Source organism: Rhizobium sp. J15, from assembly GCF_002531825.1.
Classification (GTDB): Bacteria; Pseudomonadota; Alphaproteobacteria; order Rhizobiales; family Rhizobiaceae; genus Rhizobium.
The window spans coordinates 13,997-26,275 of record NZ_NWSX01000007.1 but is presented as its reverse complement, the minus strand read 5'-3'; the positions used below and the strand labels follow the sequence as shown (position 1 = coordinate 26,275).

General features: G+C 63.9%; 15 protein-coding genes. 11 read left to right on the top strand and 4 right to left on the bottom strand.

The genetic code is table 11. The features are described from left to right. Positions 1 to 3: 3 nt before the first annotated feature. From CO670_RS07965 to hemC, 3 genes are all read right to left on the bottom strand, one after another. On the bottom strand, positions 4 to 1,269 hold the full coding sequence (locus CO670_RS07965; RefSeq protein WP_176538893.1) for a COG4223 family protein: 1,266 nt from the start codon (positions 1,267 to 1,269) through the stop codon (positions 4 to 6). A 68-nt stretch (positions 1,270 to 1,337) separates the two neighbouring features. Continuing rightward, positions 1,338 to 2,045: a uroporphyrinogen-III synthase gene (locus CO670_RS07960; RefSeq protein WP_097589752.1), complete on the bottom strand. Its 708-nt coding sequence runs from the start codon at positions 2,043 to 2,045 to the stop codon at positions 1,338 to 1,340. A 7-nt stretch (positions 2,046 to 2,052) separates the two neighbouring features. After that, on the bottom strand, positions 2,053 to 2,982 hold the full coding sequence (gene hemC, locus CO670_RS07955; RefSeq protein WP_097589751.1) for a hydroxymethylbilane synthase: 930 nt from the start codon (positions 2,980 to 2,982) through the stop codon (positions 2,053 to 2,055). Positions 2,983 to 3,054: 72 nt separating this feature from the next. Between hemC and tsaD the strand changes: the two genes are divergently transcribed. The 5 genes from tsaD to CO670_RS07930 are packed head-to-tail and all read left to right on the top strand — an operon-like array spanning position 3,055 to position 6,511. Continuing rightward, complete coding sequence (gene tsaD / locus CO670_RS07950; RefSeq protein WP_097589750.1) at positions 3,055 to 4,152, top strand: tRNA (adenosine(37)-N6)-threonylcarbamoyltransferase complex transferase subunit TsaD; 1,098 nt, start codon at positions 3,055 to 3,057, stop codon at positions 4,150 to 4,152. Further along, complete coding sequence (locus CO670_RS07945; RefSeq protein ID WP_097589749.1) at positions 4,149 to 5,132, top strand: NAD(P)H-dependent glycerol-3-phosphate dehydrogenase; 984 nt, start codon at positions 4,149 to 4,151, stop codon at positions 5,130 to 5,132. Before tsaD ends, CO670_RS07945 begins: the two co-directional genes overlap by 4 nt. 10 nt (positions 5,133 to 5,142) lie before the next feature. Further along, entirely contained in the window at positions 5,143 to 5,436 is a 294-nt protein-coding gene (locus tag CO670_RS07940; RefSeq protein WP_010005700.1) for a YciI-like protein, read from the top strand. A gap of 2 nt (positions 5,437 to 5,438) precedes the next feature. After that, the gene (locus CO670_RS07935; protein ID WP_064683804.1) at positions 5,439 to 5,870 is read left to right on the top strand and encodes an EVE domain-containing protein; all 432 of its coding nucleotides are present in this window, start codon (positions 5,439 to 5,441) and stop codon (positions 5,868 to 5,870) included. Then, on the top strand, positions 5,867 to 6,511 hold the full coding sequence (locus tag CO670_RS07930) for a methyltransferase (RefSeq protein WP_097589748.1): 645 nt from the start codon (positions 5,867 to 5,869) through the stop codon (positions 6,509 to 6,511). The genes CO670_RS07935 and CO670_RS07930 overlap by 4 nt, the downstream gene beginning before the upstream one ends. Positions 6,512 to 6,514: 3 nt before the next feature. Here CO670_RS07930 and CO670_RS07925 read toward each other — a convergent pair whose 3' ends face one another. Continuing rightward, positions 6,515 to 7,006 carry a hypothetical protein gene (locus CO670_RS07925; protein WP_097589747.1) on the bottom strand — a complete coding sequence of 164 codons (492 nt, stop codon included), beginning with the start codon at positions 7,004 to 7,006 and terminating at the stop codon, positions 6,515 to 6,517. A gap of 314 nt (positions 7,007 to 7,320) precedes the next feature. Between CO670_RS07925 and sdhC the strand changes: the two genes are divergently transcribed. The 6 genes from sdhC (at position 7,321) to CO670_RS07895 (ending at position 12,230) form a co-directional block, all read left to right on the top strand. Continuing rightward, positions 7,321 to 7,716 carry a succinate dehydrogenase, cytochrome b556 subunit gene (gene sdhC / locus CO670_RS07920; protein WP_097589746.1) on the top strand — a complete coding sequence of 132 codons (396 nt, stop codon included), beginning with the start codon at positions 7,321 to 7,323 and terminating at the stop codon, positions 7,714 to 7,716. A 10-nt stretch (positions 7,717 to 7,726) separates the two neighbouring features. Next, positions 7,727 to 8,107 (top strand): succinate dehydrogenase, hydrophobic membrane anchor protein, encoded by a 381-nt coding sequence (gene sdhD, locus CO670_RS07915; protein ID WP_010028649.1) that lies wholly within the window; start codon positions 7,727 to 7,729, stop codon positions 8,105 to 8,107. A 7-nt stretch (positions 8,108 to 8,114) separates the two neighbouring features. After that, positions 8,115 to 9,956, top strand: a complete 1,842-nt coding sequence (gene sdhA / locus CO670_RS07910) for a succinate dehydrogenase flavoprotein subunit (RefSeq protein ID WP_097589745.1) — start codon at positions 8,115 to 8,117, stop codon at positions 9,954 to 9,956. Between the two features lie 18 nt (positions 9,957 to 9,974). After that, complete coding sequence (locus CO670_RS07905; protein ID WP_004679254.1) at positions 9,975 to 10,754, top strand: succinate dehydrogenase iron-sulfur subunit; 780 nt, start codon at positions 9,975 to 9,977, stop codon at positions 10,752 to 10,754. Between the two features lie 5 nt (positions 10,755 to 10,759). Continuing rightward, complete coding sequence (locus tag CO670_RS07900) at positions 10,760 to 11,578, top strand: nucleotidyltransferase domain-containing protein (RefSeq protein WP_245425775.1); 819 nt, start codon at positions 10,760 to 10,762, stop codon at positions 11,576 to 11,578. Positions 11,579 to 11,714: 136 nt separating this feature from the next. Continuing rightward, complete coding sequence (locus tag CO670_RS07895) at positions 11,715 to 12,230, top strand: protease inhibitor Inh/omp19 family protein (protein ID WP_097589929.1); 516 nt, start codon at positions 11,715 to 11,717, stop codon at positions 12,228 to 12,230. Positions 12,231 to 12,279: the final 49 nt, after the last annotated feature.

Genomic DNA, 12,279 nt, shown 5'->3' with positions numbered 1-12,279 from the left:
GTCTCAGCCCTCCTTGCCGGTGCCGGTGACGGCCTTCGACAGTGCCCCGCCGACCAGTTCCTCGACGCGGATACGCGCTTCCAGCGACTGCTTGAAGGCGGCGGAGGCCTGCTTGGCGGGAGCGGGCAGGTTGTTCCATTCGGAAGACGCGCCGGGCAGGTCGCCGTTCTTCACCTTGTCCTCCATGCGGGCGGCGATCGCTTCCACGCTCTCGCCCTCGATATTGCCGACGGGACGAACGGTCACCAGCGATTTCGCGCTGGCCATCAGGCGGTCCGACCAGCTCTGGTTCGGATCCGGCTGGTTGACGGCTTCGACGATCGCGGTCGCAACGTCGGGGGCCTGACGCATCAGCTCGGCGCGCGAGGGAATGCCTGTCTCGGCAAAGGCGCGCAGGTCGGCGACGGCAGGATCGTCGGGCGCGACGCCGGCGAAAGTATCGAGCTCGGCAAGGAAGGGGCCGCCGCGATCGATCGCCGCCTTGAGGGCGGCGGCCGCGATAGCCCGGGCGACGGCGACATCCTCGCGCGGCTCGTTGAGCTTCTTCTCGGCCTCGGCAAGGCGCTTGGCGATATCGGCGTCGCTGCTCGTCTGCTGTTCGGAGGACTGGGCGAGCATCGAACGCAGCTGATCGACCTGACCGCTGAGCTCCGCAATCTTCTGGTTGAGCGCATCGACATTGGCCGAATCGGCCGACGCACCGGCCGCGGGAGCCTTGGCCGCCGTTTCCAGCGCGGCGATGCGCTGTTCAAGCGCCGCGTCATCCGTGCTCGCCGGGTTGGCGGCGAGATTGGCGACGGCCTGCTTCAGCCCGTCGATCTCGCCGGAAAGATTGGCAGTTTCCGCCGAGGAGGCCTGTTGCGAGGAAGAGCCCGGGAAGTAGCCGGCATATTGAATGGCGCCTGCACCGAGCAGAGCGACAAGGCCGCCGAAGATGCCGGCGGCGATGAGGCCCGAGGTGCCGCCCCGCGGTGCCGGCTGTTCAGGAGGGGGCGTGAAGGCAGGCTCCGGTGCTGCCGGCTCTTCCTCCCGCGCATCCATTACGGGCTCGTCTTCATGTTCGGCCGGCGGTGGGGGATCCGTTTCGGGCGGCGCAGCCAGATCTGCGGTGGTGCTGTCCGCGTCGCCGGCATCCTTCTCCACCGACTTTTCGGTATCGTCAGCAGAGGCGAAATCCTGAGAATCGAGGTCGATCGTGACCGGCTCGTCGGGGCTCTTGGAATGGCGTGGCGGATTTCCCGATACCATGAGGTCCTCTTTATCCTGCATTGCAACGAAACTAGACAGTGATGCCAGTTAAGGGAAGAGGTTAGATCAAATTTGGGCGGCTAAAGCATTCAAAGCAGCGACAAAAGACTTTTCTCATCCGGCATCGGCGCAATCGTCACCTTGTCTTTCAGAGCCACCGGAATGGCCTGCGCCACCGCCTCGCTGAGGCAGAGAAGGCGGATTTCTCCGGCTTCCGGCAAGGCCGCCCGGAGATCGGGCAGATGAAAGAAATCGTCGGCCGTCTGCCGGGAATAGAACAGAATGGCTTCGGGCCGGCCGCCCGAAAAAAGCGCTTCGATCGCGGCGGGGCCGGGGGCGGCCGGCTGCATGCGATAACATTCGGCGACGGAAAAGCGGATGCCGAGATCGCGCAATCCCTGCTCGAAGGTTTCCGCCCGCGGCAGGCCGGCAAGGTAGAGCAAGCCGTCCGCACCTTGCGCCGCGATCAGATCGGCGAGATCGCGGCCGTTGCCGGAGGAGGAGGAGACCGATCGGAAACCGAGGCTTTCGGCTTCTTTCGCCGTCGCCTCGCCGACCGCAAAAAGCGGGCGGGCAAGATGAGGGCGAAGCGTCTCGCCGAGAGCGGAAACGACCCTGAGCGCTTCGGCGCTGGTCACGGCGATCGGGCCGCTGCCGGCTGCAAGTGCGCGCGCGGCGGCGAGGCTGTCATGCAATGGCTGGCGCAATGGCAGCAGCAGCGGCTCGTGGCCCATATCGCGCAGACGTCGAGCGGTTTTCTCGGCCGAATGCGCGGGGCGGGTGACGAGCACGCGCATGGTCGCTTCAGTGCCAGTCGTCGAAGAAGGCGCTGCCGGCCCTGGCGCGCACGTCCTGGCCGGCGCGGGTGCCGAGGGCGGCCGCATCGCGGCGGTGGCCGTCGATCGTCACGGCATGCTGGCTGCGGCCGTCTGGCGTGATGATGAGGCCGGAAAAGCGGATGAGGTCGCCTTCGCAGACGGCGTAACCGCCGATCGGCGTGCGGCAGGAGCCGTCGAGAGCGGCGAGAAAGGCGCGTTCGCAGGAGACGGTGTCGAAGGTCGGCGCATCGTTGACAGCCGCCAGCAGATCGTCGGTCCTGGTGTCGCCGATGCGGCTTTCGATGCAGATCGCTCCCTGCGCCGGCGCCGGCGGGAAGGTGTCTGGGTCGAGAATATCGGTCAGCACCTCGACCTTCCCCAGCCGTTTCAGGCCGGCAAGCGCCAGCAGCGTCGCATCCACCTGACCCTCTTCCAGCTTGCGCAGGCGCGTTTCGACCAGACCGCGAAAGGTGATAACCTTGATGTCGGGCCGCATGCGGCGGATCAGCGCCTGGCGGCGCAGCGACGAGGAGCCGACGGTTGCGCCATGCGGCAGGTCGATCAGCTTGGGCGCGGTGCGGCCGATGACGGCGTCGCGGATATCTTCGCGCGGAAGGTAGGCGGAGAGATGAAGGCCGTCGGGCAGCTTCGTCGGCATGTCCTTGGCGGAGTGCACGGCGAAATCCAGCTCGCCCGCGGCAAGCTTCTGTTCGAGCTCTTCGGTGAACAGGCCCTTGCCGCCGATCTCGGCGAGCGACCGGTCGGTGATGCGGTCGCCCCTGGTCGTCAGCACGACGATCTCGAACATCTCCTCGGGCAGGTGGTGCGCCGCCATCAGCCTGTCGCGGGCCTCATGCGCCTGGGCAAGCGCCAGCGGGCTGCCTCGCGTGCCGATCCGGAAAGGTTTTGTTTGCATCCGCTCTGTTCCGTTGTTACCGGAGTTCTCGTAAACGGGTTTCGGCCCCATCGCAATCAACGAACAGGCCTTATGGTTCCCTTTCTGCGCATCCTTGGCATCGAAACGAGCTGCGACGAGACCGCCGCGGCGGTCGTCGAGCGCGATGCGGAGGGGCATTCCAGGATACTCTCCGACGTCGTGCTTTCCCAGCTCGATGAGCACAGCGCCTATGGCGGCGTGGTGCCAGAGATCGCCGCGCGCGCCCATGTCGAGGCGCTGGACGAGCTGATCGAGCAGGCCCTGGCGCGCGCCAATGTGTCGCTTGGTGATGTCGACGCCATCGCCGCCACATCAGGGCCAGGGTTGATTGGCGGGCTGCTTGTGGGGTTGATGACCGGCAAGGCGATCGCGAGAGCCGCCGGCAAGCCGCTCTATGCGGTCAACCATCTCGAAGGTCATGCGCTGACGGCGCGGCTGACGGATGGTCTCACCTTTCCCTATCTGATGCTGCTCGTTTCCGGCGGCCATACGCAATTGATCCTCGTGCGCGACGTCGGGCAGTATGAGCGCTGGGGCACGACGATCGACGATGCGCTCGGCGAAGCCTTCGACAAGACGGCAAAGCTGCTCGGCCTGCCCTATCCCGGCGGCCCGGCGGTGGAGCGGATGGCGCGGGACGGCAATCCTGATCGTTTCGCTTTTCCGCGCCCGCTCGTCGGCGAGGCACGGCTCGATTTCTCCTTCTCCGGCCTGAAGACGGCGGTGCGGCAGGCGGCACAGGAGATCGCGCCGCTCAGCGATCAGGACGTCGCGGATATCTGCGCCTCGTTCCAGAAGGCGATTTCACGCACGCTGAAGGACCGCATCGGCCGCGGCCTGCAGCGGTTCAAGACGGAATTTCCTGTTGCCGGCGAGAAGCCGGCGCTCGTCGTTGCCGGCGGTGTCGCCGCCAATCTCGAACTGCGCGGCACGCTGCAGGCGCTCTGCGACAAGAACGGCTTCCGCTTCATCGCGCCGCCGCTCAGCCTCTGCACCGATAATGCCGTGATGATCGCCTGGGCGGGACTGGAGCGCATGGCGACAGGTGCAGCGCCTGATGCGCTCGACGTGCAGCCGCGTTCGCGCTGGCCGCTCGATTCCAAGGCGGAGACGCTGATCGGTTTCGGAAAAAGAGGGGCCAAGGCATGAGCGAAAAGATCGCCGTCGTCGGATCAGGGGCTTTCGGCACGGCGCTCGCCGCCGTTATCGCTCTTACCGGGCGAAGCGCGGTGACGCTCGTCGGGCGCGATCCGTCGCTGATCGCCGACCTGAAGGCCGAACGGCTGCATGACGCGGTGCTGCCCGGTATCCCGCTGCCCGAGTCGCTGGAATTTTCGGCCGAGGCGGATGCGATCACCGGGGCCTCCATCGTGCTCTTTGCCATGCCCTCGCAAGCCCAGGCCGACGCCGCGCGGCAATATGGCCCTTATCTCTCCAAGGATGCCGTCGTCGTCAGCTGCGCCAAGGGCATCGAGCGGGCAACCGGCAATCTTCTGACCGACATGCTGGAACGGGAACTGCCCGACCATCCGGTCGCCGTGCTTTCCGGCCCGGGCTTCGCCGCTGACATCGCCAAAGGCCTGCCGACGGCGATGGCGATCGCGGCTGCCGACATGGAGACCGCGGAGCGGCTGGCGCAGGCGATCTCCGGTCGGACCTTCCGGCTCTATGCTTCCGATGACCGGATCGGCGTACAGCTCGGCGGCGCTCTCAAGAATGTGCTGGCGATCGCCTGCGGCATCGTCGAAGGCGGCGGTATCGGCGATTCGGCGCGTGCGGCGCTGATTGCGCGCGGGCTTGCGGAAATGTCACGCTTCGTCGTTGCTAAGGGCGGGAAGGCGGATACGGTGCGCGGGCTTTCCGGCCTCGGCGATCTGGTGCTGACGGGAACGAGCCATCAATCGCGCAACCTGCGCTTCGGCATCGCGCTCGGGCGCGGCGAAAAGGTCGATCCCCTGCAAGGGGTACTGGTGGAAGGCGCGCTTGCCGCCTCCGTCGCCTCCCGGCTTGCCGCGGAGCTTTCGATCAGCATGCCGATCACCGACGCCATTTCCGCCATCATCGACGGCAAGCTCGATATATCGGACGCCATCGAGCAGTTGATGACGCGTCCCATCACCACCGAATAGGAGAACAGACATGCTTTTCGCCCTGCTCTGCAAGGACAAGCCGGGACATTTGGACGTGCGCATGGACACGCGGCCGACGCATCTCGAATATCTAAACAGGCTGAATGCCAAGGGCACGCTGAAGATCGCCGGTCCGTTTCTCGATGACGAGGGTAAGCCCTGCGGCAGCCTGATCATCGTGGAAGCGGAATCGAAAGAGGCGGCGCGTGCGCTCGCCGATGCCGACCCTTACGCTCAGGCCGGGCTGTTCGAAAGCGTCGAGGTCAAGGCCTATAACTGGGTCTTCAACAAGCCGGAGGCGTAAGCATGGCGCACTGGCTCTATAAATCCGAACCCGCCTCCTGGTCCTGGGAGCAGCAGAAGGCTGCCGGCGAAAAGGGTACGGAATGGACCGGCGTTCGCAACTATCTGGCGCGCAACAACATGCGGGCGATGCAGATCGGCGACAAGGGTTTCTTCTACCACTCCAATGATGGGTTGGAGATCGTCGGCATCGTCGAGGTCTGCGCTTTGTCGCATCCCGATTCCACCGCCAAGGGCGATCCGAAGTGGGATTGCGTCGATATCCGCGCCGTCATGGACATGCCGAAGCCGGTGACGCTGAAGGATGTGAAGGCGAGCGAGAAACTCGCCAAGATGTCGCTCGTCACCTCCATGCGTCTTTCCGTGCAGCCGGTGACCGATGACGAATGGGCCGAAGTCTGCCGGATGGGCGGGCTGGATAATCCGCCGCGTTGAAAACCGATCCCGAAGCCTTCATCCGCGCCAATACCAGCGTGATGGCGCCGCCGCACGTGCCGGAGATTTCACTCCATCTCGCGAGCGAGGCGCATGAACTCTGGCTGAAGACGGAGGAGGAGTTGGAGGCGATCGGCCTGCCGCCGCCCTTCTGGGCTTTCGCCTGGGCGGGCGGGCAGGGATTGGCGCGCTACATCCTCGATCATCCGGAAACGGTGCGGGGCGAGCGCGTGCTTGATTTTGCCAGCGGTTCCGGCCTTGTCGGCGTCGCGGCGATGATGGCAGGTGCCCGGGAGGTCATGGCCAGCGATATCGATCCCTGGGCGGAGACGGCGATCCGGCTGAACGCGGAGGTCAATCGCGTTCCCCTCGGATTCACCGGCGTCGATCTGATCGGAGAGGCCGTCGAGGTGGATATCCTGCTTGCCGGCGATGTCTTTTACGACCGCACTTTCGCCGACGCGCTCATCCCCTGGTTCTCCCGGCTGGCGCAGCAGGGCACATTGGTTCTGGTCGGTGACCCAGGCCGAAGCTACCTGCCGCGGGAGCGGCTGGAATTCCGCGCGGTCTATCAGGTGCCGGTGACGCGGGCGCTGGAGGACAGCGAAATCAAGAAGACGACGGTCTGGCGTTTCACTTGAGCTCTACGGGCGGATGACGCAGACATTCGCCTCGTAGCTGCAGGGGTCGTCCTGCACGGCGACGTCGATGACCTTCGCCTTCGGCATCAGCGGCTCCGGCCGCGCCGCCGGATAGAACCCGTAGCCATTGCCGCCGACATAGGTTCCGCCATCGACCTGATAGACATAGGTGGAGCCGGAATAGGTGCCGCCGCCATCCCAACCCGGCGCTTGCGGTGCGAAAATGACGAGACTGCGCGCCGTGCGATGTGTCGTCCCCGACGAGAAACGCGTCAGTGTCGGCATCCTGTTCCTGCCGGGCCGATGGCCGTAAGCATGGCGGAAATGGATGCCGCGATCGCGCCAGCTCGCCCGTTCGCCGAGAAACAGCCCGTTGTGAAGCGTATGGCGATGGCCGGTAAAGCGATAGTCATGACGGCGCTCGCCTGCTGTGGCGGGGAGCGCGGTAAGCGCGGCTAGCGCAAGCAGGGTGACTGCGGACAGACTGCGGAACATGGGCGCCGGACTCCGAAAATCCAACCGTTAACAAATCGTTAACGCCAGATTGCGCCAAAAGCCGCGGCTTGTCCATTCATCCGGGAGGAGCGGCTTAAATATTGAGCGCGAAAGCCCAGTTTCGGTAGCCCGCAAACTTCCCGGTAACCCGAATCGATTAAATTAAAAGCAGACAGCGATTGTGCTTGTCGTCGGGCTTTCCGGTGAGTAAACGTCGCAATTGATGCAACGCACACAGAGAATTTTGTCATTCGTGTGGTTGACTGAGCATGCTCCGAAATCCGGGAGCGCAGAGAAGCCGCCGCGAGGTTCTGATGGCGAACGTGACAAATAACCGGCCCCTGTCGCCGCATTTGCAAGTCTACAAGCTTATTCCCACCATGGTCATGTCCATCGTCCACCGCATTACCGGCGGTGCGCTCTATGTCGGCACGCTGCTCGTCGCCTGGTGGCTGATCGCGGCGGCAAGCGGCCAAGCGTCGTATGATTGGGCCAACTGGGTGCTCGGCAGCCTTCTCGGCAAGCTCGTGCTGCTCGGCTACACCTGGGCATTGCTGCACCACATGCTCGGCGGTTTCCGCCATCTCATGTGGGACCTCGGCTATGGTTTCGAGAAGGAAGTCTCGACCAAGCTCGCCATCGCCAACGTCATCGGGTCGCTCTGTCTGACCGTACTGGTCTGGGTGATCGGCATCCTCATTCGTTTCTGAAGGTCCTCTCATGGATATGCGCACCCCCCTCGGCAAGGTTCGCGGGCTCGGCTCCGCCAAGGAAGGCACGAGCCATTTCTGGCGTCAGCGGCTGACCGCAGTCGCCAACATTCCGCTGATCCTCTTCTTCGTCATCTTCATGATCGCCTATGCCGGTGCGCCCTATGCGGATGTGGTTCGCGCCCTGTCGAACCCCTTCGTCGCCGTCGTCATGGGCTTGATGGTAATCTCCGGCGTCATCCATATGAAGCTCGGCATGCAGGTCATCATCGAGGATTACGTGCATGGCGAGTTCGGCAAGATCGCACTCTTGATGCTGAACACGTTCTTCGCGATCGTGATCGCCGGCCTCTGTCTCTTCGCCATTCTGAAAATCGCATTCGTAGGATAAGCTCGCTATGGCACCGACTTCACCCGCCCAGAATGGCAAGGCCTACCAATATGTCGATCACTCCTATGACGTGATCGTCGTCGGCGCCGGCGGCGCCGGTCTGCGCGCCACGCTCGGCATGGCCGAGCAGGGTTTCCGCACCGCCTGCATCACCAAGGTTTTCCCGACCCGCTCGCACACGGTCGCAGCACAGGGCGGCATCGCCGCCTCGCTGCGCAACATGACGCCCGACAGCTGGCAGTGGCACCTTTACGACACCGTCAAGGGCTCCGACTGGCTCGGCGACGTCGACGCCATGCAGTATCTGACCATGGAAGCGCCGAAGGCGGTCTATGAGCTGGAACATTACGGCGTGCCGTTCTCGCGCAACGAGGAAGGCAAGATCTACCAGCGCCCGTTCGGCGGCCACATGCAGAATTACGGCGAAGGCCCGCCGGTGCAGCGCACCTGCGCCGTCGCCGACCGCACCGGCCACGCCATCCTGCACACGCTCTACGGCCAGTCGCTGCGTCACAACGCCGAATTCTTCATCGAGTATTTCGCGCTCGACCTGATCATGTCGGAAGACGGCAGCCGCTGCACCGGCGTCGTCGCCTGGTGCCTCGATGACGGCACGATCCATCGCTTCGCCGCCAAGATGGTGGTGCTGGCGACCGGCGGCTACGGCCGCGCCTATTTCTCGGCGACCTCGGCCCATACCTGCACCGGCGACGGCGGCGGCATGGTGGCGCGCGCCGGCCTGCCGCTGCAGGACATGGAATTCGTGCAGTTCCATCCGACCGGCATCTACGGATCGGGCTGTCTGATCACCGAAGGCGCGCGCGGCGAAGGCGGTTACCTCGTCAACTCCGAGGGCGAACGCTTCATGGAGCGCTACGCGCCTTCGGCCAAGGACCTTGCCTCGCGCGACGTCGTTTCGCGCTGCATGACGCTGGAAATTCGCGAAGGCCGCGGCGTCGGCAAGAACAAGGACCACATCTTCCTGCATCTCGACCATCTCGATCCGGCCGTTCTGCATGAACGGCTGCCGGGCATTTCCGAGAGCGCCAAGATCTTCGCCGGCGTCGACGTCACGCGCGAGCCGATCCCTGTTCTGCCGACCGTTCACTACAATATGGGCGGCATTCCCACGAACTACTGGGGCGAAGTGCTGAACGCCGACGGCGCCAATCCGGAGCGGATCATCCCCGGCCTGATGGCGGTGGGCGAGGCAGGCTGCGCCTCGGTGCACGGCGCCAACCGCCTCGGCTCCAACTCGCTGATCGACCTCGTGGTCTTCGGCCGCGCCGCCGCGATCCGCGCCGGCGAGGTCATCGACCGTGCGGCGCCGGTCCCGCATCTCAACGTCGCGGCCTGCGACAAGATCATGGAGCGCTTCGACGGCCTACGCTACGCCAGCGGCGGTACGCCGACGGCTGACCTGCGCGAGAAGATGCAGCGCGCCATGCAGGAAGACGCCGCCGTGTTCCGCACGCAGGAATCGCTGGAATCCGGCTGCCGCCGCATCTCGGCGATCTGGCAGGAAATGCGCGACATCAAGGTCACCGACCGTTCGATGGTCTGGAACTCGGACCTCGTGGAAACGCTCGAGCTGCAGAACCTGATGGCAAACGCCATCACCACGATCTACGGCGCCGAGGCCCGCAAGGAGAGCCGCGGTTCGCATGCCCGCGAGGATTATACCGAGGGCGCATTCGCTGGCCGCGACGATGTCAACTGGCGCAAGCATACGCTTGCCTGGGTGAACGAGGCGGGCGACGTGAAACTCGATTACCGGCCAGTTCACACCGAGCTGATCGCGGAAGGCATCGATCCGCACAAGATCGAGCCAAAAGCTCGCGTATACTGATTTCAAGAGGAACCTATCATGGTTGAACTCGCTCTCCCCAAGAACTCTCAGATGCGCGAAGGCAAGGTGTGGCCGAAGCCGGCGGGTGCGACGAACACCCGCGAATTCCGCGTCTACCGCTGGAGCCCGGACGATGGCCAGAACCCGTCGATCGACACTTTCTACATCGATGTCGACGATTGCGGCCCGATGGTGCTCGACGGTCTGCTCTACATCAAGAACAAGATCGATCCGACGCTGACCTTGCGCCGCTCCTGTCGCGAGGGCATCTGCGGTTCCTGCGCGATGAATATCGACGGCACGAACACGCTGGCCTGCACCAAAGGTCTCGACGATATCAAGGGCGCGGTGAAGGTCTATCCGCTGCCGCATATGCCCGTCGTCAAGGACCTGGTGCCCGATCTCAGCAACTTCTACGCCCAGCATCGCTCGATCGAGCCCTGGCTGAAGACGGTGTCGCCGACGCCGGCCAAGGAATGGAAGCAGAGCCACGAGGACCGGCAGAAGCTCGACGGCCTCTATGAATGCATTCTCTGCGCCTGCTGCTCGACATCCTGTCCGAGCTACTGGTGGAACGGCGACCGTTACCTCGGCCCGGCCGTTCTGCTGCAGGCCTATCGCTGGCTCATCGACAGCCGAGACGAGGCGACCGGCGAGCGGCTCGACAATCTCGAGGATCCGTTCCGCCTCTATCGCTGCCACACGATCATGAACTGCGCGCAGACCTGCCCGAAGGGCCTCAACCCGGCCAAGGCGATCGCCGAAATCAAGAAGATGATGGTCGAGCGCCGGGTTTGATCCGCGTGGCTGCCGATGGCGCAATAGACGGTTTCGATCCGGAAGCCGTCAGAGAGATCCGGTCGCGGCTCACCGCGGTGCGCGAGCAGGGCATTCGCATCGGGTTTGCGATTGAAAGCGGCAGCCGCGCCTGGGGTTTTCCCTCTCCCGACAGCGATTATGACTGCCGCTTCGTCTATATCCGCCCCGTCGAGCATCATCTCGCGCTTGTTGCGGCGCGCGATGTCATCGAGTTTCCGATCGTTGGCGACATCGATACGGGCGGTTGGGATCTGCGAAAGGCGTTGCGGCTTGCGCTCAAGGGAAACGCGGTCATGGTCGAATGGCTGAAATCGCCGATCGCTTACGAAGAGGAAGTCGGCTTTCGTTCGCGCCTCGGTGGGCTGCTCGATCTCATCATGGTGCCGGAAAAGGTCGCGGCCCACTATGTCGGGCTCCTGCGGCAGCATTTTCAGAGTCAGGGGGAGGGAGCGATCAGGCTGAAGAAGCTCCTTTATGCCGTGCGCCCGGCCATCGCGCTCGAATGGATGCGGCAACGTTCGTTTCAGGCGCTGCCGCCAATGAATATGCTGGAATGCCTCGAGACGATCTCGATCTCTCCCGACCTTCGCACGGCGATACTCGATCTCGTACAGGTCAAGAAGCAGACGCGGGAAATGGGAGAGGGGCTGCCGCCGATGCTGGTGCAATCTTTTCTCAGCAACGCGTTCCAGCGTTATTCGGAGATATCGCGGGAGTTCAGCCGGGACCCCGACGGAGATCGGCTCGCACAACACCTTGCTGACAAATTCTATGTGCAGGAAGTTTTGCAGCGGGACAGTTGAACTGTATCGTTTTTCGATTAGGTGTTGTTACGGGCAATTTATGCTGTGCGACTTGATTAACCAAAGCGAATTACGGTAATCGAACTAGTCTCACGCCCGTTTCTCTGCGGCGGCGGCCGAAATCAGGAGTATGATGATGCAGTTGCGATATGCGATGACAGGTCTGGTGGTGGCTCTCGCGCTAGCCGGTTGTGATCGGACGGCATATAATTACAACTCCAACTCAAGCTCGGTGCCGACGCCATTGACGGCGCAGCCGGTTCCTTCGGTGCAGGGCGGGCAGCTTCCGCCGCCGAGCGGCAGCTCGCAGTTTCCGGCCGCGCCGGCGTCCGCTTCGCCGATGCCGGGTGCGCAGCCGGGCGCGGTCGCCGCGAATGCGCTTGATGTCACCAAGGAATCGATGGTCGGGAGCTGGCGCGTCAACGGCAGTTGCGACATGTTCCTGACGCTGACCAATCTCGGCAGCGGTTCGCGCGGCGGCACGCGCGGCTGCGTCGGCGAACTGACGGCGATGGGTTCCTGGGAAGTTGCCGGCAAGCAGGTGCTGCTCAAGGACCGGTCCGGCAACCAGATCGGCAGCGTCTACAAGACGGCCGACAACCGCTTCGAGGGACAGACCAGCACAGGCCAGCAGATCAGCCTCAGCCGGTAATTAACCGGCGCGCGGTAGACGATCCGGCGGATCGCCGCCGATGACTTAC

What these genes read in the sequence shown, in the direction of transcription:
- sdhD (WP_010028649.1), top strand. Translation starts at nt 7,727, where the DNA reads ATGGATATGCGCACCCCCCTCGGCAAGGTTCGCGGGCTCGGCTCCGCC.
- CO670_RS07960 (WP_097589752.1), bottom strand. Translation starts at nt 2,045, where the DNA reads ATGCGCGTGCTCGTCACCCGCCCCGCGCATTCGGCCGAGAAAACCGCT.
- hemC (WP_097589751.1), bottom strand. Translation starts at nt 2,982, where the DNA reads ATGCAAACAAAACCTTTCCGGATCGGCACGCGAGGCAGCCCGCTGGCG.
- CO670_RS07945 (WP_097589749.1), top strand. Translation starts at nt 4,149, where the DNA reads ATGAGCGAAAAGATCGCCGTCGTCGGATCAGGGGCTTTCGGCACGGCG.
- CO670_RS07905 (WP_004679254.1), top strand. Translation starts at nt 9,975, where the DNA reads ATGGTTGAACTCGCTCTCCCCAAGAACTCTCAGATGCGCGAAGGCAAG.
- CO670_RS07935 (WP_064683804.1), top strand. Translation starts at nt 5,439, where the DNA reads ATGGCGCACTGGCTCTATAAATCCGAACCCGCCTCCTGGTCCTGGGAG.
- tsaD (WP_097589750.1), top strand. Translation starts at nt 3,055, where the DNA reads ATGGTTCCCTTTCTGCGCATCCTTGGCATCGAAACGAGCTGCGACGAG.
- sdhA (WP_097589745.1), top strand. Translation starts at nt 8,115, where the DNA reads ATGGCACCGACTTCACCCGCCCAGAATGGCAAGGCCTACCAATATGTC.
- CO670_RS07940 (WP_010005700.1), top strand. Translation starts at nt 5,143, where the DNA reads ATGCTTTTCGCCCTGCTCTGCAAGGACAAGCCGGGACATTTGGACGTG.
- CO670_RS07925 (WP_097589747.1), bottom strand. Translation starts at nt 7,006, where the DNA reads ATGTTCCGCAGTCTGTCCGCAGTCACCCTGCTTGCGCTAGCCGCGCTT.
- sdhC (WP_097589746.1), top strand. Translation starts at nt 7,321, where the DNA reads ATGGCGAACGTGACAAATAACCGGCCCCTGTCGCCGCATTTGCAAGTC.
- CO670_RS07965 (WP_176538893.1), bottom strand. Translation starts at nt 1,269, where the DNA reads ATGCAGGATAAAGAGGACCTCATGGTATCGGGAAATCCGCCACGCCAT.
- CO670_RS07895 (WP_097589929.1), top strand. Translation starts at nt 11,715, where the DNA reads ATGCAGTTGCGATATGCGATGACAGGTCTGGTGGTGGCTCTCGCGCTA.